The organism is Arthrobacter sp. TmtSoilC77, assembly GCF_059739415.1.
This window is the reverse complement of sequence record NZ_AP046050.1, coordinates 1,704,263-1,728,357: the sequence shown is the minus strand read 5'-3', so window position 1 is coordinate 1,728,357 and position 24,095 is coordinate 1,704,263. Positions and strand designations below refer to the sequence as shown.

Annotated in this window: 21 protein-coding genes and 1 pseudogene; 11 read left to right on the top strand and 11 right to left on the bottom strand. The window is 62.0% G+C overall.

Annotated features, from left to right (window positions below; genetic code table 11):
- Positions 1 to 70: 70 nt before the first annotated feature.
- The 7 genes from AC6I99_RS07945 to AC6I99_RS07915 are packed head-to-tail and all read left to right on the top strand — an operon-like array spanning position 71 to position 7,385.
- The gene (locus tag AC6I99_RS07945) at positions 71 to 1,396 is read left to right on the top strand and encodes an extracellular solute-binding protein (RefSeq protein ID WP_224166969.1); all 1,326 of its coding nucleotides are present in this window, start codon (positions 71 to 73) and stop codon (positions 1,394 to 1,396) included.
- Complete coding sequence (locus AC6I99_RS07940) at positions 1,393 to 2,322, top strand: carbohydrate ABC transporter permease (protein WP_224092251.1); 930 nt, start codon at positions 1,393 to 1,395, stop codon at positions 2,320 to 2,322. Before AC6I99_RS07945 ends, AC6I99_RS07940 begins: the two co-directional genes overlap by 4 nt.
- Before the next feature lies 1 nt (position 2,323).
- Positions 2,324 to 3,229: a carbohydrate ABC transporter permease gene (locus AC6I99_RS07935; protein ID WP_224166968.1), complete on the top strand. Its 906-nt coding sequence runs from the start codon at positions 2,324 to 2,326 to the stop codon at positions 3,227 to 3,229.
- A 34-nt stretch (positions 3,230 to 3,263) separates the two neighbouring features.
- Entirely contained in the window at positions 3,264 to 4,523 is a 1,260-nt protein-coding gene (locus AC6I99_RS07930) for a Gfo/Idh/MocA family protein (protein ID WP_497960721.1), read from the top strand.
- A gap of 11 nt (positions 4,524 to 4,534) precedes the next feature.
- Positions 4,535 to 5,539, top strand: a complete 1,005-nt coding sequence (locus AC6I99_RS07925; protein ID WP_497960720.1) for a sugar phosphate isomerase/epimerase family protein — start codon at positions 4,535 to 4,537, stop codon at positions 5,537 to 5,539.
- A gap of 56 nt (positions 5,540 to 5,595) precedes the next feature.
- Positions 5,596 to 6,297 carry a ThuA domain-containing protein gene (locus AC6I99_RS07920; protein ID WP_497960718.1) on the top strand — a complete coding sequence of 234 codons (702 nt, stop codon included), beginning with the start codon at positions 5,596 to 5,598 and terminating at the stop codon, positions 6,295 to 6,297.
- A complete protein-coding gene (locus tag AC6I99_RS07915; protein ID WP_497945472.1) occupies positions 6,282 to 7,385 on the top strand; it encodes a Gfo/Idh/MocA family protein in 1,104 nt (367 codons plus the stop codon). Before AC6I99_RS07920 ends, AC6I99_RS07915 begins: the two co-directional genes overlap by 16 nt.
- A 71-nt stretch (positions 7,386 to 7,456) precedes the next feature.
- On the opposite strand, the gene AC6I99_RS07910 is transcribed toward AC6I99_RS07915, so the two are convergent.
- The 7 genes from AC6I99_RS07910 to AC6I99_RS07880 are packed head-to-tail and all read right to left on the bottom strand — an operon-like array spanning position 7,457 to position 15,392.
- The gene (locus AC6I99_RS07910) at positions 7,457 to 8,332 is read right to left on the bottom strand and encodes an HpcH/HpaI aldolase/citrate lyase family protein (RefSeq protein WP_497960716.1); all 876 of its coding nucleotides are present in this window, start codon (positions 8,330 to 8,332) and stop codon (positions 7,457 to 7,459) included.
- Between the two features lie 45 nt (positions 8,333 to 8,377).
- Positions 8,378 to 8,863: a MaoC family dehydratase gene (locus AC6I99_RS07905; protein WP_223948528.1), complete on the bottom strand. Its 486-nt coding sequence runs from the start codon at positions 8,861 to 8,863 to the stop codon at positions 8,378 to 8,380.
- Positions 8,860 to 9,612 carry a CoA transferase subunit B gene (locus AC6I99_RS07900; RefSeq protein ID WP_275965343.1) on the bottom strand — a complete coding sequence of 251 codons (753 nt, stop codon included), beginning with the start codon at positions 9,610 to 9,612 and terminating at the stop codon, positions 8,860 to 8,862. Before AC6I99_RS07900 ends, AC6I99_RS07905 begins: the two co-directional genes overlap by 4 nt.
- Positions 9,609 to 10,397 carry a CoA transferase subunit A gene (locus AC6I99_RS07895; protein WP_497945474.1) on the bottom strand — a complete coding sequence of 263 codons (789 nt, stop codon included), beginning with the start codon at positions 10,395 to 10,397 and terminating at the stop codon, positions 9,609 to 9,611. Before AC6I99_RS07895 ends, AC6I99_RS07900 begins: the two co-directional genes overlap by 4 nt.
- A 20-nt stretch (positions 10,398 to 10,417) precedes the next feature.
- A complete protein-coding gene (locus AC6I99_RS07890) occupies positions 10,418 to 11,581 on the bottom strand; it encodes an acyl-CoA dehydrogenase family protein (RefSeq protein ID WP_224092238.1) in 1,164 nt (387 codons plus the stop codon).
- Complete coding sequence (locus AC6I99_RS07885) at positions 11,578 to 13,779, bottom strand: acetyl/propionyl/methylcrotonyl-CoA carboxylase subunit alpha (RefSeq protein WP_497960715.1); 2,202 nt, start codon at positions 13,777 to 13,779, stop codon at positions 11,578 to 11,580. Before AC6I99_RS07885 ends, AC6I99_RS07890 begins: the two co-directional genes overlap by 4 nt.
- Before the next feature lie 2 nt (positions 13,780 to 13,781).
- Positions 13,782 to 15,392 carry a carboxyl transferase domain-containing protein gene (locus AC6I99_RS07880; RefSeq protein WP_497945477.1) on the bottom strand — a complete coding sequence of 537 codons (1,611 nt, stop codon included), beginning with the start codon at positions 15,390 to 15,392 and terminating at the stop codon, positions 13,782 to 13,784.
- 119 nt (positions 15,393 to 15,511) lie between these two features.
- Between AC6I99_RS07880 and AC6I99_RS07875 the strand changes: the two genes are divergently transcribed.
- Both AC6I99_RS07875 and AC6I99_RS07870 read left to right on the top strand, forming a co-directional pair.
- Entirely contained in the window at positions 15,512 to 16,162 is a 651-nt protein-coding gene (locus AC6I99_RS07875; RefSeq protein ID WP_497945478.1) for an SACE_7040 family transcriptional regulator, read from the top strand.
- Between the two features lie 80 nt (positions 16,163 to 16,242).
- Complete coding sequence (locus tag AC6I99_RS07870; protein ID WP_497945479.1) at positions 16,243 to 18,270, top strand: HNH endonuclease signature motif containing protein; 2,028 nt, start codon at positions 16,243 to 16,245, stop codon at positions 18,268 to 18,270.
- A gap of 73 nt (positions 18,271 to 18,343) precedes the next feature.
- On the opposite strand, the pseudogene AC6I99_RS07865 reads toward AC6I99_RS07870, so the two are convergent.
- A pseudogene (locus tag AC6I99_RS07865) lies at positions 18,344 to 18,508 on the bottom strand (IS256 family transposase); the annotation flags it as partial.
- Between the two features lie 347 nt (positions 18,509 to 18,855).
- Here AC6I99_RS07865 and AC6I99_RS07860 point away from each other — a divergent pair.
- The gene (locus AC6I99_RS07860; RefSeq protein ID WP_497945480.1) at positions 18,856 to 19,728 is read left to right on the top strand and encodes an NAD-dependent epimerase/dehydratase family protein; all 873 of its coding nucleotides are present in this window, start codon (positions 18,856 to 18,858) and stop codon (positions 19,726 to 19,728) included.
- Between the two features lie 99 nt (positions 19,729 to 19,827).
- Here the strand turns inward: AC6I99_RS07860 and AC6I99_RS07855 are convergent, their stop codons facing one another.
- From AC6I99_RS07855 to pdhA, 3 genes are read right to left on the bottom strand one after another with little or no spacing between them, the layout of a single operon-like run.
- Complete coding sequence (locus AC6I99_RS07855; protein ID WP_497945481.1) at positions 19,828 to 21,246, bottom strand: dihydrolipoamide acetyltransferase family protein; 1,419 nt, start codon at positions 21,244 to 21,246, stop codon at positions 19,828 to 19,830.
- Complete coding sequence (locus AC6I99_RS07850) at positions 21,243 to 22,253, bottom strand: alpha-ketoacid dehydrogenase subunit beta (protein ID WP_497945482.1); 1,011 nt, start codon at positions 22,251 to 22,253, stop codon at positions 21,243 to 21,245. Before AC6I99_RS07850 ends, AC6I99_RS07855 begins: the two co-directional genes overlap by 4 nt.
- Complete coding sequence (gene pdhA / locus AC6I99_RS07845) at positions 22,253 to 23,422, bottom strand: pyruvate dehydrogenase (acetyl-transferring) E1 component subunit alpha (protein ID WP_396133494.1); 1,170 nt, start codon at positions 23,420 to 23,422, stop codon at positions 22,253 to 22,255. The genes AC6I99_RS07850 and pdhA overlap by 1 nt, the downstream gene beginning before the upstream one ends.
- A 194-nt stretch (positions 23,423 to 23,616) precedes the next feature.
- Between pdhA and AC6I99_RS07840 the strand changes: the two genes are divergently transcribed.
- Positions 23,617 to 24,087 carry an Lrp/AsnC family transcriptional regulator gene (locus AC6I99_RS07840; RefSeq protein WP_224092218.1) on the top strand — a complete coding sequence of 157 codons (471 nt, stop codon included), beginning with the start codon at positions 23,617 to 23,619 and terminating at the stop codon, positions 24,085 to 24,087.
- The last annotated feature ends 8 nt before the right edge of the window (positions 24,088 to 24,095 follow it).

The following is a 24,095-nucleotide window of genomic DNA, read 5'->3' as shown; positions in this document are numbered from 1 at the left end:
TCGAGACACGGTCACTCCTTTGGGAGATGGGCACGCAGTGCCCAACGAGGCGACTACACATGGAGAAGCAATGAAGCAGTTCCAATCATCACGGCGTTCTTTTCTGGCTCTGGCGGCAGTTACACCATTCGCAGTCATGGCAACCAGTGCCTGCGGTACGTCCGGACCGGGCAGCGCGAGCGGAGGAGGAGCCAGCATGTGGTTCCTCTCCGGTGAGCCGAACCAGACCACCATCCAGAAGGCCGTCGATGCTTTTGGTTCGTCGAATCCCGACAACAAGATTGCTGTGACGTACTTCCAGAACGATGCATACAAGACGAAGATCAAAACCGCGATCGGCGCCGGCCAGGCCCCAACCATTGTTTATGGATGGGGCGGCGGAACGTTGAAGACCTACGCCGAGGCCAACCAGGTGGAAGACCTGACCAGCTGGTTCGAGGCCAACCCGGACCTGAAAAACAAGTTCTTCCCCGCTTCGTTCGGTGCAGCCACCGTCAACGGCAAGATCTACGCCCTCCCCAACCAGTACGTGGCCCCTGTTGTCCTGTTCTACAACAAAGAGCTCTTTGAAAAGGCCGGGGTGCAGCCACCCAAGACCTGGGATGACGTCATGTCATTGGTCAAGACCTTCAACGACATGGGCGTAGCTCCGTTCTCCTTGGGCGGTCAATCCCGCTGGACCTCGATGATGTGGCTGGAATACCTGCTGGACCGCATCGGAGGGGCCGAGGTGTTCAAGGCGATCTTCGAAGGCAAGCCCAACGCCTGGATGGATCCGGCCGTGATCGAAACGGGAACCAGGATCCAGGAACTGGTATCCGCCGACGGCTTCATCAAGGGCTTCTCCTCCATCACGGCAGATTCGAAGGCAGACCAGGCGCTGTTGTTCACCGGCAAAGCCGCCATGTTGCTTCAAGGTTCCTGGGTCTACGGACCTATGAAGAAGGAAGGCCAGAACTTCGTCCAGAACGGAAAACTGGGCTTCGTCACCTTCCCGACCATCCCGGGAGGCAAGGGAGATCCTAAGAATGGCGTAGGCAACCCTGCCCAGTACATGTCGATTTCGGCCAAGGCCACCGACAAAGAAAAGGAAACGGCCAAGAAGTTCTTCAAGGACGGCATCATGACAGATACGGTCATCGACGCCTACATCAACTCCGGTTCGGTCCCGATCGTCAACGGAATTGAAGACAAGCTCGCAACGTCGCCGGACAAGGACTTCCTGAACTTCGTCTACGACATGGCCAAGAATGCCCCGAACTTCCAGCAGTCCTGGGATCAAGCCCTGAGCCCGACCGCGGCCGAGGCCCTGCTCAACAACATCGACCAACTGTTCCTCAAGTCGATCACGCCACAGCAGTTCGCCGAGAACATGAATGCCACCCTGGGCAAATGAGTTCAACAACCACTCACAGGGCTGCCACTGGATCGCGGAAAGTCGAGCAGGCCGGGCAGCAAAAATCCGCACTCGCCTGGCTGACAGTGCCGGCTTTGATCTTCTTCGTGGTGTTTGCGCTCGTGCCGCTGGTAGGTGTCCTGGTGCTGAGCTTCGCCAACTGGGACGGCATCGGGGCCATCGGAGCGGCCGGCCTGGAGAACTGGTCCTCAGTACTCACCGACCCCGGACTCTACAACGCACTGGGCCTGACTTTCCTGATCATGATTGTCTCCTGGCTGGTTCAGACTCCCATCAGCCTTCTCCTGGGAGTCTTCACGGCAGGTACACAGCGTTACAGGGCTGCCTTGGCAGTGTTGTACTTCTTGCCGCTTCTCCTCTCCTCCGCGGCAGTTGCCATCGCGTACAAGGCACTGTTGGACCCTAACTTTGGCCTGGCCATGGGACTGGGATTGCCCATCCTGGCCCAGGACTGGCTGGGCGTCCCGCAGTTGGCATTGGGCCTGGTCATCTTCGTGATCGCCTGGCAGTTCGTGCCCTTCCACACACTCATCTATCAAGGTGGCGTCCGGCAAATCCCCAAATCCTTGTACGAGGCTGCACAGATCGATGGTGCGGGAATCATTAAGCAGTTCTTCCACATCACGCTTCCGCAGCTGAAATACACCATCATCACCTCGTCCACCCTGATGGTCGTAGGATCGCTGACGTACTTCGACCTCATCTTCGTCCTCACCGGTGGCGGGCCTGGTAATTCCACGCGCATCCTGGCGTTGGACATGTACTTGCGCGGCTTCCGCGCGAACCTGATGGGCCCGGCAAGTGTCATCGCCGTCATCCTCGTCGTTATAGGCCTTGTCCTTGCCTTGTTCCTCCAGCGCCTTGGAGGCAAGGACAAGCAGGGCAGCCAATTGGAAGGTTTGTAAGGTGAGCACTGTCCTTCAAAGCGATTCGAAAACCGCTCCGGCCACTCCCCCGGGCCATTCCATGAAGGCCAAGCAGAGCCTTGGTTCACGGGTCAGGCGGCTGAACATTCCCGGCGGCCTTGGCGGTTGGATATGGCTGGCCATCATCATTGTGCCGATCTATTACATCGTCATCACCAGCTTGAAGACCTCCGAAGGGTACTTTGGGCAGAATCCGCTGGCCCTCCCTACGGCTCCTACGTTGGAGAACTACCAACTGGTTCTCGAGGCCAACTTCACGACGTACTTCATGAACAGCGTGATCGTCACACTTGGCTCCGTGATCCCCACGGTGTTGATCTCCTTCATGGCTGCCTTCGCGATCGTTCGTGGTCGCGGCCGGTACCTGAAGTTTGTCAACGGCATGTTCCTGATGGGCTTGGCGATTCCGCTCCAGGCAACCATCATTCCGATCTACCTGATGATCATCCGGCTGAATCTGTATGACAGCCTCCTTGCCATCATGCTTCCCTCCGTAGCGTTCGCCATTCCGTTGACGGTCCTGATCCTGTCCAACTTCATCCGCGATGTGCCGAACGAATTGTTCGAGTCAATGCGCCTGGACGGCTGCAGTGATTGGCAGACGATGTGGAGGTTGGCGCTGCCCTTGACCCGCCCGGCGATAGTAACCGTGGCAATTTACAACGGCTTGCATGTCTGGAACGGATTCCTACTGCCCTTGGTGCTCACCCAAAGCCCCGGACTCCGTGTCCTCCCCTTGGGGCTGTGGACTTTCCAAGGCGAGTTCAGCGTCAACATCCCCGCCGTACTGGCCTCTGTCGTCCTGAGCACCCTGCCAATCCTGGTGATTTACGTCCTTGGACGCCGTCAGCTGGTCAGTGGCCTGACCGCAGGCTTCAGCAAGTAGCCAGGTGCGAATTCAGACAAGAAAGGACTTTCACATGTCAGAACCGAAACCCCTTCGCGTGGGCATGGTGGGCTACGCCTTCATGGGTGCCGCCCACTCCCACGCTTGGCGGACTGCTCCGCGGTTCTTCGACCTTCCGCTCGCCCCGGAATTGGCTGCCGTCGCCGGCCGCAACGAAGAAGGCGTCCGTGCTGCGGCACGCAAGTACGGTTGGGATTCCGTGGAAACCGACTGGCGCCGGCTGATCGAGCGCGATGATATTGACCTCATCGATATCTGCACCCCCGGAAACACGCATGCCGAGATCGCCATCGCCGCCTTGGAAGCGGGCAAGCACGTGCTCTGCGAAAAGCCCCTGGCCAATTCAGTGGAAGAGGCGGAGAAAATGACAGCCGTCGCCCAGGCGGCAGCAGAGCGCGGCGTGTTATCCATGTGCGGCTTCAGCTACCGCCGTACTCCCGCGTTGGCGTTGGCAAAGCGGATGGTGGAGGAAGGGCGCCTGGGCGATATCCGCCACGTCCGGGCGCAATACCTGCAGGACTGGCTCAGTGACGCCGACGCGCCGCTGACCTGGCGCCTGGACAAGTCCAAGTCCGGCTCCGGTTCCCTTGGCGATATCGGTGCCCACAGCATTGACGCCGCGCAGTGGATCACGGGTTCCACAATCACCGGGGTCTCGGCGCTGCTGGAAACCTTCGTGAAGGAACGGCCTGTGGGCGGTGACTTCGTGGGCCTCGGCGGCCGCGGCGGTTCGGACGCTCCCAAGGGCCCGGTCACGGTGGACGACGCCGCGCTGTTCACCGCCCGTTTTGCCGGAAAGCACGACGACGGCGCTGCCGCCACCACCGCCACGGAAGGCACCGCCGTCGGGACTCCTTCCGGCACTGGTTCCAGCACTATGGCAGGGCCCATCGGCATCTTCGAAGCCACTCGCTTTGCCCTTGGCCGCAAGAACGCCATGCGCCTGGAGCTCAACGGGACCAAGGGCTCGCTGGCTTTCGACTTCGAGGACATGAACTCGCTACAGGTCTACGATTCGGCGCTGGAACCTGACGCCGGATTCCGGAAGATCATTGTCACCGAACCGTCCCATCCGTACACAGGCAATTGGTGGCCCACCGGGCACGGTCTTGGCTACGAGCACGGATTCACCCACCAGGTGGTGGACCTGGTGAATGCCATCGGCGCTGGGGAGCAGCCCTCGCCGTCGTTCTCTGATGCCTTGCAGGTTCAAAAGGTGCTGGCCGCCGTTGAGGCGAGCGCGGGCAACGCGAGCCGCTGGCAGAACGTCTGAGAGGAACCAACATGACCCGACCCATCACCCTTTTTACCGGCCAGTGGGCCGACCTGCCGTTTGAGGAAGTAGCGCGCCTGGCTGGCGAGTGGGGCTTTGACGGCCTGGAGATAGCCTGCTGGGGCGATCATCTGGACCCGCAGCGCATCGTCGAGGACGACGCGTATCTTCAAGGCAGGCTGGACATCCTGGAGAAGCACCACCTATCGGTCCACGCGATCGCCAACCACCTCACCGGGCAGGCAGTTTGCGATGACCCCATCGATGAACGTCACCGGGACATCCTGGCACCGGACGTGTGGGGCGACGGCGATCCTGAGGGCGTCCGCCAGCGTGCTGCTGAAGCCATGAAGACCACTGCGCGTGCGGCGGCAAGGCTTGGCGTCAAGACCGTCACGGGGTTCACGGGCTCGTCCATCTGGAAGTGCGTCGCAATGTTCCCGCCGGCTTCCGAAGCCATGATCGAGCGCGGCTACCAGGACTTCGCAGACCGTTGGAATCCCATCCTGGATGTCTTTGACGAGGTAGGAGTCCGGTTTGCCTTGGAAGTCCATCCTTCGGAGATCGCCTACGACTACTGGACCGCCAAACGCACCCTTGAGGCCATCGGGCACCGGGAGAACTTCGGCCTGAACTTCGACCCCTCCCACTTCATCTGGCAGGACCTTGACCCCGTGATGTTCCTCCAGGACTTCGTGGACAAGATCTTCCACGTGCATGTCAAGGAATCCGTACGCCAACTCAACGGACGCAACGGCCGCCTTGGATCCCACCTGCCGTGGGCGGATCCCCGCCGCGGCTGGGACTTCGTCACCGCAGGCCATGGCGACGTGAACTGGGAACCCATTTTCCGCATGCTCAACTCGATCGGGTATGCCGGGCCCACCAGCATCGAATGGGAAGACGCCGGAATGGACCGGCTGATCGGCGCTCCGGAAGCGTTGGACATGGTCCGCCGGTTGGCTGCCATCCGTCCCCCGGCTGCGGCTTTCGATGCCGCCTTCGCCGCCCGCTGAACCCGCTTACAACACCCAACAGACTCACCCGGACGTTTAAGAATACAAAGGAAAACATGACAACCAAGAGTAAGACCGCACTTGTGGTTCGGGGCGGCTGGGACGGACACCAGCCGATAGAAGCCACCGAACTGTTCCTCCCCTTCCTCAAAGAGAACGGCTATGAGGTCAGGGTGGAGGAATCCCCCAAAATTTACGCAGACACTGAATACATGGCCGGAGTGGACCTCATCGTGCAGTGCATGACGATGTCCACCATCGAAAAGGACGAGTTCGAGGGGCTCCGCGCCGCCGTCGAAAATGGCACGGGGCTTGCCGGCTGGCATGGCGGGATCGCCGATTCCTACCGCAACACTTCGGACTACCTGCACTTGATCGGGGGCCAGTTCGCCTGCCACCCGGGCAAGCATGAAGACCAACGGACCGGGGAACAGCCGGACAACTATGTTCCCTACACGGTGAACATGCTCCCAGCCGCAGCAGAGCATCCCATTACCCAGGGAATCGCAGACTTTGACCTCGTCACCGAGCAGTATTGGGTTCTGGCCGACGACTACATCGATGTCCTGGCGACCACTACGCAAAAAGTACGCGAATGGGACCCTTGGAACCGTGAAGTGACCTCCCCCGCCATCTGGACCAGGCAATGGGGCAAGGGAAGAATCTTCGTTTCCACCCCCGGCCACCGAGTCGAAATCCTCCAGGACAGCAACGTCCGCACCATCATCGAAAGGGGCATGCTGTGGGCATCCCGCTAAATGTAGGAATCATTGGCTGTGGCGCCATCATCGCCCAGTACCTGACGAACTTCCGCAGACTGGATGCGATCAACCTCGTGGCCGTCGCGGACCTTGATCCCGCCCGGGCCCAAGCTGTTGCCGACTCTTACGACGGCGTCCGTGCTCTGACGGTGGACGAGCTTCTGGCCGCAGACGACGTCGAGCTCGTCCTGAACCTGACCATTCCTGCAGCGCATGCCGACGTCGCGCTCAAGGCCATTGCCGCGGGCAAGTCCGTGTACGGCGAGAAGCCGCTGGCAGCGACCACCGCCGAGGCCCGGCAAGTACTCGACGCCGCCGCCGCGGCAGGCGTCGCTGTCGGCTGCGCTCCCGACACCGTGCTGGGTACCGGCATTCAGACAGCGCGCAAAGCGATCGACGACGGCCTGATTGGCGCCCCGGTTTCGGCGACCGCCACCATGGCAACGCCCGGGCATGAGCGCTGGCACCCCAACCCCGATTTCTACTACCAGCCCGGCGGGGGTCCGCTGCTGGACATGGGCCCCTACTACGTATCCGCTCTGGTCACGCTGCTTGGCCCCATAGTGTCCGTGGTGGGCGCGGCCAGCCACACGCGCAGCGAACGAACCATTGGCTCCGGTCCCCGCGAAGGGCAAAAAGTGCCGGTGGAGATCGATTCCCACGTCACAGGTGTACTGGTGCACGCATCCGGCGCCCTGTCGACGCTGTTCATGAGCTTCGACGCCGTCAAGACCAAGAGCCCCAACATCGAAATCCATGGGGAGAAGGGGTCGCTCGTTGTTCCGGATCCCAACCACTTCGACGGCGACGTGCAGTTGTTCGAGTTGGGAGCCGACGACTGGAAAACCCTCCCCGTATCCGCGGGTTACGTCGACGCCGGCCGCGGCTTCGGCATCGCCGATTTGTCAGCAACTCCGGCGGGACAAGAGCCCCGCGCGGGTGGCCAACTCGCCTTCCATGCCCTTGAGGTCATGGAGTCTGTGCTGGAATCCGCCAAGACCGGACAGGCGGTAGCCATCCAGAGCACGGTCAAGCGTCCGGACATGGTGGAACTGGCAGAACTCACGACGCCGGTACGCGCCTAGCGCTGAGGACACGCCGAGGTGAACAGTTGAACCCACGGTTCGGTTTTCCCACGAACGCGTGGGTTCAACTGTCACTTCACGTGGCGGGCCCGGCGCAGTGTTGCCTCGGCGTGTTTGAGGATTGGGCCGTCGATCATCTTGCCCTTGAACTGGAAGACGCCCGTTCCGGCCGCAGATGCTGCATCGAGAAGCTCGGCGGCCTCGGTCACGGCTTCGGGCGTGGGCGCGTAGGCTTCCCGTACGGTTGCCACCTGGCTGGGGTGGATGCACGCCTTGGCACCGAAACCACTGGCCACGGCGTCAAGGGATTCAACAGACAGGCCCTGGAGATCGGGGATGTTCACATACACGGAGTCGATGGCTTCCTTGCCGGCGGCTTTGGCAGCAAGCAGCACAGCGGACCGTGAGTGCAGTGCCACGGCCCGGTAGCCGCCGTCGTCGTTCCGGCTGGAGAGGCCGCCCAGGGAAGCCAGCAGGTCCTCCGCGCCCCACATCAGGGCAACCACGTTGGGTTCCGCGGCGATGGCAGCAGCATTGACGATGCCGGCCGCGGTTTCGCAGAGCGCAATCACGCGGTAGCCCTCAAGCGCCCTGAGCTGCCCAGCACTCTCCGCTTTGGCGAGCATGACTGTGCGGTAGGGAGTGTGCGCCAGGCTGTGCAGGTCCTTCTCGAATTCTGCGGAGCCCGCCGGGTTGACGCGGATAATCGTCCTGCTGGGGTCCAGCTCAGCAGTCTCTCCTTCGGATCCGAGCTGCGCGAGGATCGCGCCCCGGGCCCGCTGCTTGTCCGCCGGAGCCACGGCATCTTCGAGGTCAAGGATCACGGCATCCGAGCGCTCCGCCGCCTTGCCGAAACGCTCTGGCCGGTCAGCTGGGCAAAACAGGAGTGCCGGCCCCATGGTGAACGGCGTAATGGCTCCGTCGAGTGACGAGTCGGAAGAAGGCATGAACGGTTCCTTGCTGCTGGAGTGCTAACAAATGTGGAAAACAGCCTAGGACTGTGCGGCGTGTGCTTCCTGGGTCCACATCAAGCAGGTACGCGTGGCAAGTGCCACCACCACTCCGTCCTGGTTCCTGCCAGTATGTTGCATGGTTACCACACCTTGGCCAGGACGCGAGGACGACAACCTCTTGGCGGTGATCACCGTTTCCGTGTACAGGGTATCCCCGTGATAGAGCGGGTGCGGAAAGGTGACATCCGTCAGCCCCAGCTGGGCGATGATGGTGCCCTGCGTCAGTTGGGTCACTGACTGCCCCACCATTGTGGACAAGGTGAACATCGAGTTCATCAGCCGCTGCCCGAAAGGCTGGGCGGAACTCCAGGCTGCATCCAGGTGCAGCGCCTGGGTGTTCATGGTCAAAGTAGTGAACAGGACGTTGTCCGTCTCCGTCACTGTTCGTCCGGGCTTGTGGGCGTAGATCACGCCCTCTTCAAGCTCATCGAAGTACAGTCCACGCTGCTCAACAACACGCGTCATACGGTGAGTTCCTGGTCCTCTTCGAAGAGTTCAGCCCCGGTGGCAGCCACTACATCGTCCAAAGTGACGTTGGGGGCGAGCTCACGAAGGACCAACCGCGGCTCCCCTTCATCCTTGACGACGTCGATCACGGCAAGGTCGGTGATGATCCGGTCCACGCAGCCTTTGCCCGTCAGGGGCAGGGTGCAGTCCTTGACGATTTTGGGCCTGCCGTTGCGGTCCACGTGCTCCATCATGACGATCACCTTCTTGGCGCCGAACACGAGGTCCATGGCCCCACCCATGCCCTTGACCATTTTTCCGGGGATCATCCAGTTGGCAAGATCGCCGTTGGCCGCCACTTCCATGGCCCCCAGGACCGCCACATCCACGTGGCCGCCCCGGATCATGCCAAAGGACGAGGCCGAATCGAAGAAGGCAGCCCCCGGTTTGGTGGTGACAGTTTCCTTGCCGGCGTTGATGAGGTCCGGGTCAACCTGGTCCTCGGCAGGGTACGGGCCGACGCCCAGAATGCCGTTCTCGGAATGGAGGATCACTTCCACACCCGCGGGAATGTAGTTGGGGATCAGGGTGGGCATCCCGATCCCCAGGTTCACGTACTGACCGTTGGTGAGTTCCCGGGCTACCCGTGCGGCAAGTTCGTTGCGGCTCCAGCCTTTGGCCTCGTGATGGTCGACGTCGGCACGCCGGTACTCGTGCCGCACGGCTTCGGGGCGGGGCGGGATGTCATGATACGAGTTGTCGTTCACTGTGCTGCTCCTGCCTGCCCGGTTGCCTGGCTGGTGGTCAGGGCCACCGTCCGTTTCTCAATCCGCTTCTCCGTTGTGGGAGCCACCACCACCCGCTGGACGAAAATGCCAGGGGTATGGATGTGCTCCGGATCCAGCTCGCCGGTTTCCACAAGCTCTTCGACCTCGGCGATTGTTGTCCTGGCAGCCATGGCACAGAGGGGGTTGAAGTTCATGGCTGTTGCATGGAAAACGAGGTTGCCGTGGCGGTCGCCCTTCCACGCATGGACCAAGCCGAAGTCCGGAGTCAGCGACTCTTCCAGCACATAGTCGGCGTCATTGAAGGTGCGCACCTCCTTCGGCGAGGAGGCGATCGCAACGTTCCCCTCGGCGTCGTACTTTTGCGGCAAGCCGCCCTCGGACACCTGGGTGCCCACACCGGCCTTCGTATAGAAAGCGGGAATGCCTGCACCGCCGGCCCGCAGTTTCTCGGCGAGTGTTCCCTGCGGCGTGAGGACTACCTCCAGTTCACCGGCGAGGTACTGCCTGGCAAACTCCTTGTTCTCACCCACGTACGAGCTGATGGTACGCCGGATTCGTCCGTCCCTGAGGAGGATGCCCAGGCCCCAGTCGTCCACTCCGCAGTTGTTGCTGACGGTTTCGAGGTCCGTGGTGCCTTGGCTGTGGAGTGCATCGATGAGTGACACTGGGATACCGCATAAGCCAAAACCGCCAACGGCGAGCGAGGCGCCGTCGGGTATGTCCTTCACCGCTTCCGCGGCGCTGGCAACAACCTTGTCAATCATCCTTGATCCTTCCCGTACGGTTACAGACCCAGCTCGCGGGCGATGAGCATCAACTGGACCTCGGTGGTGCCCTCCCCGACTTCAAGGATCTTGGAGTCGCGGTAATGGCGCGCCACCGTGAATTCGTTGATGAAGCCATAGCCACCGAACACCTGGGTGGCGTCCCGTGCGTTGTCCATGGCTGCCTCGCCTGCGACCATCTTAGCGATGGCCGCTTCAGTCTTGAACGGCTTGCCGGCCAGCATCCTTGCCGCGGCATCGTAATAGGCCAAACGAGCCGTATGGGCCCTGGCCTGCATCCTTGCGATCTTGAATTGGATGGCCTGGTACTTGCCGATGTTCTGGCCAAATGCGGTGCGTTCCTTGGCATACTTCACCGAAAGGTCCACACAACCCTGGGCCGCGCCCGTGCCCAAAGCGGCAATGGCAATGCGGCCCTCGTCAAGGATCGACAGGAAGTTGGCATACCCCCTGCCCCGCTGGCCCAGGAGGTTCGCCTCAGGAACCCGGACGTTGTCCAACGTCAGCGGATGCGTGTCCGACGCATTCCAGCCCACCTTGTTGTAGGCCCGCTCTGCCTTGAAGCCCGGGGTTTCGGTGGGAACCAGAATGGTGGATATCTCTTTCCTGGTGCTGCCGTCCGCGTTTTCCGTCTTGCCCGTGACGGCGGTGACTGTTACCAAGGTGGTGATGTCCGTGCCGGAGTTCGTGATGAACTCCTTGTTGCCGTTGATGACCCATTCCCCGTTGTCCACGTGGGCGTGGGTCTTGGTACCGCCGGCATCGGAACCGGCCTCCCGCTCAGTCAACCCGAACCCGGCCAGGGATCGTCCGGATGCCAGCTCCGGAAGCCAACGCTCCTTCTGTTCCTGCGTGCCGAACCGGTACACCGGCATGGCGCCCAGGGACACGCCGGCCTCAAGGGTGATTGCCACAGACTGGTCAACACGGCCCAACTGCTCCAAAGCCAGCGCCAGGGCGAAATAGTCCCCGCCCATTCCACCGAACTCCTCCGGGAACGGCAGGCCAAACAGCCCCATCTCCCCCATCTGCTTGATGACTTCATAGGGGAAGCTGTGTTCTTCATCGTGTTTGGCAGATACGGGTGCCACCACTTCGTCGGCGAATTCGCGGACGGAATCACTGAGGTCCTGGTATTCCTCGTTGAGGTCAAAACTGCTCATAGCTGGACTTCCTTGTCTGTTTCTGCGGGCTTGTCTGTCTCTGCGGGCCCATCCAGAGGGGCTGCCGCGTGGATAGTGGCGAGCACCTGGTCGGCTTTGACCAGGTCGCCCGGTTTGCTGGTGAGGTGGACGGTCCCGGCAACCGATGCCACCAGTTGGTGCTCCATTTTCATGGCTTCGACCGACAGGAGCGGCTGTCCCTCCTGGACCATGTCGCCGCTGGCAACTGCCACGGAAACCACCGTTCCCGGCATCGGCGAGCGCACCTCCGGGTCCGCAGCACCTTCTTCGCGCTGGATGCCTGCCAGCATCCTCTGAAGACGTTCGGCGCGGTCCAGGACTTCCAGACGGCAGGACAAGCCGTCGTTGCATAGGTAGATGTCCTGGGTCCCGCTCACGTCTGCTGGTGATAGACCAACCGCGTAGGTGACCCGACCGCCGTCGAGCTCCAGGACGATGCCGTCACCGGTGCGCTCCACCACTGTGACCTTGGCGGCCCGGCCGGCTTCAGGGCCGGCGTCGATGACTGCCGCGAAAGTGCCGGAGTCCTCCGTCAACGCCACTGTGGCGGTGCCGCCCCCCGGCAGCCCGAAGCTGGCTCTCCAAGCGGCCCGCCGGCCGATACGCCACGAGTCCGGCGAACTCCAGGCGCTGCCAGCGAGCATGGAAGCACCGGACGACGCCTTCCTTTCGAGCCACAGCGTCAGGGCTGCGGCAATCAACTCGTTGGCGCCGACGTGCCTGAATTCCATGGACGGCAGCTTGCGTTCGATCAGCCCCGTGTCCAGGTGGCCCTCCCGGACGTCAGGATCATTGATCAGCAGCCGGAGATATTCCACATTCGTGTCCAAGCCCAGGAGCGTGTACCTGCCCAGGGCGGCGTCCAAGGTGTCCAGCGCAGCGGCGCGGTTGTCGCCCCAGGCGATGACCTTGGCCAGCATGGGATCGTAGTCGCCGGTGATCTCAAGGTCCTCGCGCATAGCGGAGTCGATCCGAACGTTAGCGTTGGAGCGTTGCTCTCCGAGCACCTTGGGATCCGCCCCGCCATTCTCGGCGAGCGCAACGACGCGCCCCATCGAGGGCATGAAGTTCCGTTCCGGTACTTCTGCATAGACGCGCGCCTCTACGGCGTGGCCTTCAAGAACGACGTCGGACTGCGCAACGGTGAGCACCTCACCGGCGGCGATCCGCACCTGCCATTCAACGAGGTCTATCCCGGTGACCATTTCGGTGACGGGGTGCTCCACCTGCAAGCGCGTGTTCATCTCCATGAAGAAGAACTCATCGGGATGTTCGTCGGACACCAGGAATTCCACGGTGCCGGCACCGCTGTATTTGACCGAGCGTGCTGCGTTGCAGGCTGCTTCTCCAATGCGGGCCCGTTCGGCCGGGCCGTCCGCCAGCGATTCGAAGAGTGCCGAAGGAGCTTCCTCGATCACTTTCTGATGGCGGCGTTGGAGGGAACATTCGCGCTCGCCCAGGTGGATGACGTTGCCGTGGTTATCCGCGAGGACCTGGACCTCGATGTGGCGGGGTGCCTTGATGAGCCGCTCCAGGAACAGGGTGTCATCGCCGAACGCCGAAGCTGCCACGCGCCGTGCGGTCCGCAGTGTGGCGGCCATGTCTTCAGGCCGCTCCACGATGTGCATCCCTTTGCCGCCGCCGCCTGCCGAAGGCTTGATGAGCAAAGGAAAACCTACGGACGGCGCAGCGTCGATTAGTTCCTGGTCCGTGAGTCCGGGTACTGCGATTCCGGGTACGCATGGGACGTCGTAGGCCATGACGTGGTTTTTGGAACGGATCTTGTCACCCATGACCTCGATCGCGTCAATGCCCGGTCCGATGAACGTTATCCCCGCCGCGTCAAGGGCTTTGGCGAACTCCACATTCTCGGACAGGAAGCCGTATCCGGGGTGGACGGCCTCCGCACCGCTGCGGCGGCAGGCATCGATGATGGCCTCGATTTTCAAGTAGCTCTCCGAGGGCGCCGTGCCCCCGATCGCCACTGCGGTATCGGCAAGGGCCACGTGCCTGGCGTGCTTGTCCGCGTCCGAATAGACGGCAATGGAGCGGATGCCCATGTCCCTCAGGGTCCGGATCACGCGGCAGGCGATCTCACCGCGGTTGGCAACGAGGACGGCGCTGAACGGACGGGATGCCGCAGTGGCGGCCGGTGTGGTGGTGGTTGGCAGAGTCATGGTCACATCCTGAAGAGACCGAAGGAGGTCTCGGGCAGTTGCTGGCGGGAGACGACGTCCAAAGCCAAGCCCAGGACCCGTCGGGTGTCTGCGGGATCGATGATGCCGTCATCCCAAAGCCGGGCGGTGGAGTAATAAGGGCTGCCTTGTTCCTCGTACTGCTGCCTAATGGGAGCTTTGAAGGCTTCTTCTTCCTCGGCAGACCATTCCTGGCCGGCGGCCTCGTACTGGTCGCGTTTTACCGTTGCAAGGACACTGGATGCCTGGTTTCCGCCCATCACTGAAATGCGGGCAGCTGGCCACATCCACAGGAAACGCGGCGAGTAGGCCCGCCCGCACATGGAGTAGTTTCCGGCGCCGAAGGAGCCGCCGATGACAACTGTCAGCTTGGGGACCCTCGCTGTTGCGACCGCCGTGACCATCTTTGCGCCGTTCTTGGCGATGCCGCCTTGCTCGTAGTCCTTGCCCACCATGAAACCCGAGAGGTTCTGCAGGAAAATCAGCGGGACCCCGCGTTGATCGCAGAGTTCGATGAAGTGGGCGCCCTTGAGCGAGGACTCACTGAACAGGACCCCGTTGTTGGCAACGATGCCAACCGGGTGCCCATGAAGATGGGCGAATCCGGTCACCAGCGTGGTGCCATAGTTCTTTTTGAACTCATGGAATTGGGAACCGTCCACGAGCCGGGCAATTACTTCGCGGACATCGTATTGGGCGTTGACGTCCGTTGGCACCACGCCATAAATGCCGGAGGGGTCGACGACGGGCGGCAGGACGACGTCGAGCACGTCCCATGCCGGTTTCGCCGGCTTGGGCAACGTCGCCACGATGTCCCGAACGATCTCCAGCGCGTGCTGGTCGTTCTCGGCGAGGTGGTCCGTAACGCCCGAAATCCGGGAGTGAACGTCGCCGCCTCCCAGTTCCTCGGCGGTGACGATCTCGCCGATCGCTGCCTTCACCAGGGGCGGGCCGCCGAGGAAGATGGTGCCCTGATTTCTTACGATGACAGTCTCATCGCTCATGGCCGGGACATAGGCACCGCCGGCCGTGCACGAGCCCATCACCGAGGCAATTTGCGGAATCTTGGCCGCTGACATTTTGGCCTGGTTGTAGAAGATCCGGCCAAAGTGCTCTTTGTCGGGGAAAACCTCGTCCTGCTTGGGCAGGAATGCTCCCCCGGAATCCACGAGGTAGATACACGGAAGCTTGTTTTCCAAGGCAATTTCCTGAGCCCTGAGGTGCTTTTTTACCGTCATGGGGTAGTAAGTGCCGCCCTTGACCGTGGCATCGTTGGAAATCACCAGGACGTGCCGGCCATGAACCAACCCAATACCGGCAATCACGCCTGCGCCCGGCGAATCGTCGTTGTACATGCCGTTGGCTGCCAAGGGCGCTATCTCCAGGAAGGGGCTGCCCTCGTCCAGGAGGTAGTCGATTCGCTCGCGGGGCAGCAGTTTGCCTCGGGCGACGTGCCGCTCCCTGGATTTCGCGGGCCCCCCGAGGGCTGCCGCGGCAAGACGTTCCTTCAGCTCCCCTACGAGGGCCAGCTGCGCTTCCTGGTTGGCTTCAAAGGTGCCGCTGTGGGGTCCTGCCACGCTGGCGATTGTCTCCATTGACCACTGTTCCATTCCCGGCCCCAGGCCATTTCGGTTAGTGCCACGTAACTGAAATTTAGGTTAGTCTGTATTAACTGTGATGTCCAGCACGGTGGAACTTCACCAAGGAGGAGAACGTGACCGGAGGCCCGGAAACAGGAACTGTCGCCAGCCCAGCCCCAGCAAGCAATCCAGCCCCAGCAACGCAGCGAGGCCAGGCCAAGGAACTCCGCAGGTTGGCATTGCTTTCAGCGGCCGCGGGACTCTTTGCGGAGAATGGCTTCACACGGGTTTCGCTGGAGGATCTTGGGGCGGCGGCAGGCGTCAGCGGGCCTGCCGTGTACCGGCACTTCCCCGGCAAGCAGGCTGTCCTCGCCGAGCTTCTCCTCAGCGTCAGCCGCAATCTGCTCGACGGCGGCCTCCGCGTGGTCGCGGAAGCCGGGAACCCCATGGATGCGTTGAAGGGCTTGATCCAGTTCCAGGTGGATTTTGCGTTGAGCAACCCGGACGTCATACGTGTCCAAGACCGCGACTTCGGGAGCCTCAGCAGCACCGACCAAGCCGAAGTCCGGTCCTTGCAACGCGCCTACGTTGAAACGTGGGTGGACGTCCTGGCACGCATCCACTCCGATGCGGATGTCGCCGGCCTCCGTGTCCGGGCGCATGCGGCCTTCGGCCTTATCAACTCCACACCCCACTCCGTCCGCCATCACGGGCGGAAGATAGCGGTCAAGTCGGCCAGGCCCATCCTGGAACAGATGGCCCTGGCTGCGCTGACAGCAGCCTGACTGTTTACTCTTTCCGGGAGATCGTGACCGTCTTCCAAGTGCATCTTAAAATGTCAGACCCCGATGTAATGATTTTGATCATGGAAGACACCGTGCAGCTGACAGCACTTCGGACGGAACCGTCCCCTGTTGTCGCTGCCCTGGCCGCGATCCGGTCACAACGCTTCTTGAGCATGCCGGACTTGGTCAAGGCCGGGTTCAAGGATTCGACGGCGTCCATCACCGCCATCAGCCATTTCCACGCTGAACTGGGCAACAGAGTTGGGCTGGGCAACGACGCTGGGCTGGGCAACGGCAAGGCCAAGGTCGCCCGGGCTTCAGGGCCCGCGGGCGAGATAGCCACGAGTAGCGGGTCAACAGGCGCCAGATCCACGGACACCGGATCTACGTACACCGGGTCCACAGACGCTCCGATGGTAGACGCCTCGGCCCCCGCCGCCGGAAAGATCCGTGACTCAGATGGGAAAGCTCGCACCGGCCATGGCCCGGAGCTTGCTCAGCCGAGCCCCCATTTCGAAATTAGGCATCCCAATCCTGCAGCTACCGGAGGGGATCTGGCGGCTCTTCTTGAGGACAGTGCGGCTCTTTCGGACCCCCTGCGGGTGTCCGCAGCGGCCGACGCCGCGCGGCTGTGTGGGTTTGTTGAGGCCGCTGACTTTGCCGGCAGGATCGAGGAGATCTCCCGGTCGTTGGAGTACTTGCAGGTTGTCGCGGCGCAGGCGGTGGAAAGGACGCGGAAGGAAGCACAGCAAGCGTCACCGGGGTCGTCGGCTGGCGCGCCCGGGTGGCGGACCGGTTGGACCGAACCAGCCTCGGATGCGAGCGTTACGGGAACGGGCAGCGTCCTGGATGACGGGTACCGGAATGCCGCTGAGTTCCTTCGGGCCCGGTTGCGGATCAGCATCGGGGAAGCCCGGCGCAGGCTCGCCCTCGCACCCGACGTCCTTCCTCAGGCCGGAATGGCCGGGCAGGAGATCCCGGCCCGGCGCGAAGTGCTGGCCGAAGCCCTCTCCTCAGCTCTGGTGCCTTCCCGGTCCGCAACGATCATCAGCACCGCACTGGACAAAGTCCGGCAGCTCGCCGATGACGGCACCATCGCCCGGATGGAACACGCCCTCACCGCCACGGCCAGTGAATCCGACCCGGATTTCGTCACCAAAATGGCCAAACGCTGGGTCGATTCGATCGACCAAGACGGTCCCGAACCGTCCGAAGAAGTTCTCCGCCAAATCCAAGGCGCGTTCCTCCGCCGACGACGCCGCAACGGGCTCCACCACATCGAAATCTTCGCCACCGCAGAACAATACGAAACCCTGGCCACCGCCATGAATACCGCCACCAACCCACGACTCATGGGCCACAACGCCGAGCCCGCCATCGCGCCCGACGCCAGCACCAGCACCAGCACCAGCACCAGAACCAGCACCAGCACCAGCACCAGCACCAGCACCGACGATGGCACCGGAACGGCCCTCCACCCCGGACCAGAACACTCGTCAGGCGGACCGGATCTGGACCGTCGCACGCGGGCCCAGAAACTCCTCAACGGCCTCGTCGGAGCCTGTGCTGTCGCGATGACCACCGGGAAACTGCCCTCCAACGGCGGACTCCGCCCCCAACTCGCCGTCACCATCGACGAACGCGACCTCTTCGAACGACTCACGGGCCACCAACGACTCAGCACCGGCACAGCAACGTTCCAGGGACCGATGCACGCCAACACCATCCGCAAAATCGCCTGCGACGCCGATATCCTCCCCGTACTGCTCGGAACCGACTCCCGCATCCTGGACATCGGCCGCACCACCCGGATCTTCCCGCCCCACATCCGCAAAGCCATCACCGCCCGGGACCAAGGCTGCGCGTTCCCCGACTGCAGCATGCCCGCCCCCTGGTGCGAAGCCCACCACATCACCTACTGGTCACACGGCGGCACCACGTCAACCAACAACGGCACCCTGCTCTGCAGCCACCACCACCACCTCATTCACAAAGAAGACTGGCGCATCGACATCACAACAGGGGTTCCGTGGTTCATCCCGCCACCCCACATCGACCCCAAACAAACGCCCCGACGCAACCACCACCACACACCCCGGAGAACATAAACCTGCCCGACAAAGGTGCCGGATGCGTCACGGGGGGACTGTCCGATAAACGGTGTGTGGGCTCCGGCGGTTTTCATTGTTTGATGGTTCTTTCGAACCGTCCGGCGAACGTTATCGCGAACGCGTTGAGCGCGGGCTTCCACCTCATGGTCCAGCGTGCTCTTCCGCCGCCCGTTGGATCAAGGGATCTAGTGACCAGATACAGGCATTTCAGGGCAGCATTCTCGTTCGGAAGGTGCCGGATGCGATGTACAGATGGTTGCCGGGTGCCTGCGCGCGTGCACAGACGAGTGTCAGTGCGCGTGCACAGACGAGTGTCAGTGCGCGTGCACAGTGGTTGCCGCGCGCGTGCACAGACGAGTGTCAATGCGCGTGCACAGTGGTTGCCGCGCGCGTGCACAGACGAGCGCCGGGCCCCTGGCTCTACCTGCGTCAGTTGCCTGACCGCCCCTACCCGCAACCTGCTACCCGTATGTGCTTGGGCTGTTCCAGTATTCCTAGGACTCACAGGGCCAGTTTCAGGGGCTGTGCGGTCCTCCTGCGGCACATAGGCTGGAGCGGATTACATAACGCGAGGAGCGCATCATGAGGATTGCTGTCACTGGGGGAAGCGGAAAATTGGGCAGGAGCGTGGTCCGCCGGCTGACGCAGGACGGCCACCACGTGCTCAACATGGACCGCGCAGGCAAGAGGGGGCACGGCTACGTAAACGTAGACCTCCGCAACTATGGCGAGGTCCTGGACGTCGTCCTTGGTTTGGACGACCAACACAGCGGCTTGGACGCGATCGTCCATTTGGCCGCCATCCCCGCACCGGGGTTGGCTCCGGACGCCGCAATTTTTGAAAACAACATGCTCTCCACTTACAACGTCTTCCAGGCAGCCCGGCGAGCGGGCATCAAGAAAGTGGTTTATGCCTCCAGCGAGACAGTCCTGGGGCTCCCTTTCGATATCGACCCTCCCTACATTCCTGTAGATGAGGAGTACGCGGCGCGGCCTGAGAGCACCTACTCCCTGGTGAAACACCTCGAGGAGCAGATGGCCATCCAGCTCACGCGCTGGGACCCGGCGTTGAGCATCACCGCGCTCAGGTTCTCCAACGTGATGGACCCCGAGGATTACGACGCCTTCCCGTCCTTCGACTCGGACGCCACCCTTCGCAAGTGGAATCTGTGGGGCTATATTGATGCCCGCGACGGCGCCCAGGCAGTGGTTCACGCCTTGGAGAAAAGTGCAGCCGGTTTCGAAACCTTCATCATCGCCGCTTCGGACACCGTGATGAGCCGAAGCAGCGCAGAACTTGCCGCCGAAGTCTTTCCCGGCGTCGAGGTTGTCAAGGAACTGGGCCGGCACGAAACCATGCTGTCCATCGACAAAGCCCGGCGGCTCCTTGGCTTTGAGCCGGAACACAGTTGGCGCGACTACCACTCCAACCGGACCACGCCCACAGAGGACTGAACTCGCGGGCTTGAACGCGCAACGGCCCACCCCTTAGCCGCAGTTTCCTGCAAGCACTCGTAAAGGGGCGGGCCGGCGCAGCTTCCTACATTCGTGAAGCTAGACCATAGTCAACACCATGGCGGGGTCGGACAGGATAGCGCCAAGGTCGGCCAGGAATCGTGAACCCTGTTCCCCATCCACCAAGCGATGGTCGAAGGACAAGCTCAGGGACATCACCTGGCGTACGGCGATCTCATCATCGACCACCCACGGCGCCTTCCTCACGGCACCCAGGGCCACAATGGCCGCCTCGCCCGGATTCAGGATGGGCGTTCCGGCGTCGATCCCAAATACTCCAATGTTGGTGATGGAGATGGTGCCACCCGAAAGATCTGACGGAGACGTCTTGCCGGCACGTGCTGTTTCCGTGAGTTCCGACAGCGCAGTGGCAAGTTCCCGCAGTGTCAGGCGATCGGCATCCTTGATGTTCGGTACCGTCAGGCCTCGCGGCGTAGCGGCCGCGATGCCAAGGTTGACGTAGTTGAACTGGATGATCTCCTGGCGCGCATCGTCCCAACGGGAATTCAACGTTGGGTTGTTTCGTAGCGCTATCAGGACCGCCTTGGCCGCAACGGTAAGCGGAGTGAGCTTGTAGCCCTCAAACGCTTTGCTTGCCTTGAGCCGCGTGAGCAATTCCATGGTGGCTGTGACATCGATCGTCAGGAATTCCGTCACGTGCGGTGCGGTGAAAGCGCTCTGCACCATGGCAGCGGCCGTGAACTTCCGGACACCCTTGATAGGTGTGCGCGTTTCACGCTCGCCGGTGGCTGCCGGCGCCGTTGGTACTGCGCTTGTGCCTTCCGGCTCACCTGTGAAGTTCTGGACGTCTTCCCGCGTGATGAGTCCCCCTGGGCCAGTGCCGGGAACCAGCTGGAGGTCAATTCCAAGATCGCGCGCCAGCTTACGGACCGGCGGTGTGGAACGTGGACGCTCTGCAGGGACATCGTCGGATTTGGGCCTTGCCTGCACTGTTGTTGCCGCAGCCTGCACAAGGCCGCGGGCACGGCGGACCGGGCGCCCGGTCTCCTCGACGACGGCGCCATAGCCCACCAGGTTCGGCTCCCTCTTGGCGGGGGTCGCGTCAGCCTCAGGCGACTCGGCCTGTGACGTTTGAGATTGTGGCGTTTGAGATTGCGCCATTTCAGGTTGTGGCGCTGCAGCCTTGGTCTCGACGGCGGTCGGGTTGCCACCGCCGTTGGCGGTGCCCCCGTTGGAGGCCCCGGCGTCGTCCACTTCGAAGGAGACTATCGGCTTGCCGACCTCCACCACGGAACCGGGCTGCTCGTGCAGTGCCGCTACGACGCCGGCGAAAGGCGACGGCAGCTCGACGACTGCCTTGGCCGTCTCAACCTCCGCGATGACCTGATTGAGGGTGACGGTGTCCCCCACTGCGACCTTCCAGCTAAGGATTTCCGACTCGGTCAGGCCTTCGCCAAGGTCCGGCAGCCTGAATTCCTTGATCATGGTAGCGGTCATCCTTCCAGTCCACTCAGGGAGTTGTGGCGGCCCAACGTGCGGTCCACGCCATCCAGAATCCTGTCCAGGTCCGGCAAATGATGCATCTCAAGCTTCGAATAGGGATAGGGAACGTCAAAGCCAGTAATGCGGACGGGTGCGGATTCCAGGTAGTTGAAGCAGCGCTCGGTAATGCTGGCCGCAATTTCCGCTCCGACGCCACCATTTTGGCCGGCCTCGTGCGTGATGACCAGCCGGCCTGTCTTGCGCACGGATGCCTCCACCACCGGGTAGTCAACCGGGGACAACGAGCGCAGGTCGATGACTTCCACGGAAATTCCTTCATCAGCTGCAGCCTGTGCCGCAGCCTTGGCGGTCTTTACCAGGGGGCCGTAAGCCACCAGGGTGACGTCCGATCCGGCGTTGACCACTGCCGCTTTGTCCAATGGCATCGCTTGGGAGAGGTCGATGGACTCATCGACGTCACCCTTGTCGTGGTAGCGGCGCTTGGGTTCGAAATAGAGAACAGGATCATCGGAGGCAATGACCTGCTGGATCATTGTGTAGGCGTCCTGCGGGTTGGACACCGCCACTACCCGAAGCCCTGAAGTGTGGGTGAAGTAGGCTTCCGGCGATTCCGAGTGGTGCTCCGGCGAGCCAATGCCACCACCGAAAGGAACGCGGATGGTGATCGGCATCTTGACCCGCCCCTGCGTCCGGTAGTGCATCTTGGCCACCTGGCTGACGATCTGATCGAAGGCAGGATAGATGAAGCCGTCGAACTGGATCTCGCACACTGGGCGGTAGCCCCGGTAGGCCAGGCCCACTGCGGTTCCGATGATGCCGGACTCGGCCAGCGGCGAATCGATCACCCGGTGCTTTCCAAAGTCCTTCTGGAGTCCGTCGGTGACACGAAAGACACCACCGAGGGAACCAATGTCCTCGCCCATGAGGATGACTTTGGGATCGTTTTCCAGGGACTTGCGGAGGCCGGCGTTGATTGCCCGGGCAAATGTGAGCTTGGACATCAGAGTGCACCTTCCTCGACGGGCTGGTTGAAACTGCTCAGGTAGCGCGAATAGTGATCCTTCTGGCGTTCAATCCAGGAGTTGGGTGTGCTGTAGACGTGGTTAAAAACGTCCAACGGCTGGGGATCGGGCATATTGACGCAACTGGTTCGGAGCTCGGCTGCGACGGCGTCGGCCTTGGCTTTGACTCTGCCTTCCAGTTCTTCAGTGAGCAGGCCCTTGGCGTCAAGGAGCCGCCGCAGACGGAGGATAGGATCCTTGGCAGCCCAGTCCTCCAGCTCGTTCGGGTCACGGTATCGCGTGGGATCATCGGCCGTAGTGTGCGGGCCCATGCGGTAGGTGACCGCTTCGATAAAGGTTGGGCCGCCGCCGCTGCGGGCACGGTCCAAAGCCCAGCGGGTAGCAGCCATGACGGCGAGGACATCGTTTCCGTCAACGCGCAGGCTGGGGATGCCGAACCCTGTTGGCCTGTCGGCCAGTTGAACGTGGGACTGCACGCGCACGGGTTCGGAAATAGCCCAATGGTTGTTCTGGCAGAAAAAGACCACGGGAGCCTGGAAACTTGCCGCAAACACCATGGCCTCGCTCACGTCGCCTTCGCTCGTGGCGCCGTCCCCGAAGTAGGCCAGCACCGCCGTGCTGGCGCCGTCCAACTGGACGCCCATGGCGTAACCAGTGGCGTGGAGGCTCTGGGAACCAATGATGATTTGGGGTGTCGCCATGTTGATCCGTTGGGGATCCCAGGCGTACAAGGCGTTTCCGCGCCATACCTGGGCGATCTCTGAGACGTGCGCGCCGCGGATGTACGCCACGCCGCTTTCACGGTAGCTCGGGAAGACAAAGTCGTCGTCGCGCAAGGAGCGGCTTGAGCCGATCTGGGCTGCTTCCTGCCCAAGCAGCGGCGGCCACAGGGCCAGTTCGCCCTGCCTCTGGAGGGCTGTGGCCTCGGTGTCGATGCGGCGGATGACTGTCATGTCCTCAAACAAGGAGCCCAATTGTTCATCGCCGATGTCCTTGATCCAAAGATCAAATTCCGGGTGGCTGATCCGTTCGCCTTCCGGCGACACCAACTGAAGGAGGTTGCCCCCCGTCCGCAAAGGATTTTGTGCACTTTGTCCGGGGCGCGGAGCGTCATTTTGCACTCCCTTGCCCGCCTTATCCGTTAACACAGGTGATCGCAACCTTCCGGCTAGGTTTTGCCGACCCTGCTGGACTTGTGATCCAAGCGCAGACCGGCCCCCTGGCTCCTTCGCCAGCGTTAATTGTGACCCTACTCACAAGACGCATCGGGTACAACTACCGTTGAAAAACTTGAGCATTCTGCCATGTTGGGAGTGGCCGAGCCGTGCTAATCTTGCGCATTATGCAACCTTTGGATGGCACTGACACCCGGCTCCTTTCAGCGATGGCAAAGGATCCCAGAGGGACCGTTGTGGCTCTCGCCCAGAAACTTGGTTTGTCCCGCAATACTGTTCAGGCGCGCATGGCCCAACTCGAGAAGAAGCATGCCTTCCTCTCCTTTGAACGGCGAATCAATCCGGTTGCCCTCGGCTACCCCCTTACGGCGTTCATCACCGTGCATGTCCAGCAACAGAAACTCGCCTCGCTCGCGAAGGATCTTGCGGACATCCCGGAGATCCTGGAAGGTTTCGGGCTGACCGGATCAGCCGACTTGCTCTTGCGTGTGGTGGCGCTGGACGCCGAAGACCTCTACCGGATCAACGGCAAGATCCTTGCATGCGACGGCGTTGACCGCACCGATACTGCCTTGGCGATGCGGGAAATGATTCCGTACCGGGTGCAACCCCTGCTGGGCCGGCGCTCCGAAGGCTGACACCCCCC

What these genes read in the sequence shown, in the direction of transcription:
- AC6I99_RS07945 (WP_224166969.1), top strand. Translation starts at nt 71, where the DNA reads ATGAAGCAGTTCCAATCATCACGGCGTTCTTTTCTGGCTCTGGCGGCA.
- AC6I99_RS07940 (WP_224092251.1), top strand. Translation starts at nt 1,393, where the DNA reads ATGAGTTCAACAACCACTCACAGGGCTGCCACTGGATCGCGGAAAGTC.
- AC6I99_RS07930 (WP_497960721.1), top strand. Translation starts at nt 3,264, where the DNA reads ATGTCAGAACCGAAACCCCTTCGCGTGGGCATGGTGGGCTACGCCTTC.
- AC6I99_RS07925 (WP_497960720.1), top strand. Translation starts at nt 4,535, where the DNA reads ATGACCCGACCCATCACCCTTTTTACCGGCCAGTGGGCCGACCTGCCG.
- AC6I99_RS07920 (WP_497960718.1), top strand. Translation starts at nt 5,596, where the DNA reads ATGACAACCAAGAGTAAGACCGCACTTGTGGTTCGGGGCGGCTGGGAC.
- AC6I99_RS07910 (WP_497960716.1), bottom strand. Translation starts at nt 8,332, where the DNA reads ATGCCTTCTTCCGACTCGTCACTCGACGGAGCCATTACGCCGTTCACC.
- AC6I99_RS07905 (WP_223948528.1), bottom strand. Translation starts at nt 8,863, where the DNA reads ATGACGCGTGTTGTTGAGCAGCGTGGACTGTACTTCGATGAGCTTGAA.
- AC6I99_RS07895 (WP_497945474.1), bottom strand. Translation starts at nt 10,397, where the DNA reads ATGATTGACAAGGTTGTTGCCAGCGCCGCGGAAGCGGTGAAGGACATA.
- AC6I99_RS07890 (WP_224092238.1), bottom strand. Translation starts at nt 11,581, where the DNA reads ATGAGCAGTTTTGACCTCAACGAGGAATACCAGGACCTCAGTGATTCC.
- AC6I99_RS07885 (WP_497960715.1), bottom strand. Translation starts at nt 13,779, where the DNA reads ATGACTCTGCCAACCACCACCACACCGGCCGCCACTGCGGCATCCCGT.
- AC6I99_RS07880 (WP_497945477.1), bottom strand. Translation starts at nt 15,392, where the DNA reads ATGGAGACAATCGCCAGCGTGGCAGGACCCCACAGCGGCACCTTTGAA.
- AC6I99_RS07870 (WP_497945479.1), top strand. Translation starts at nt 16,243, where the DNA reads ATGGAAGACACCGTGCAGCTGACAGCACTTCGGACGGAACCGTCCCCT.
- AC6I99_RS07860 (WP_497945480.1), top strand. Translation starts at nt 18,856, where the DNA reads ATGAGGATTGCTGTCACTGGGGGAAGCGGAAAATTGGGCAGGAGCGTG.
- AC6I99_RS07855 (WP_497945481.1), bottom strand. Translation starts at nt 21,246, where the DNA reads ATGACCGCTACCATGATCAAGGAATTCAGGCTGCCGGACCTTGGCGAA.
- AC6I99_RS07850 (WP_497945482.1), bottom strand. Translation starts at nt 22,253, where the DNA reads ATGTCCAAGCTCACATTTGCCCGGGCAATCAACGCCGGCCTCCGCAAG.
- AC6I99_RS07840 (WP_224092218.1), top strand. Translation starts at nt 23,617, where the DNA reads ATGCAACCTTTGGATGGCACTGACACCCGGCTCCTTTCAGCGATGGCA.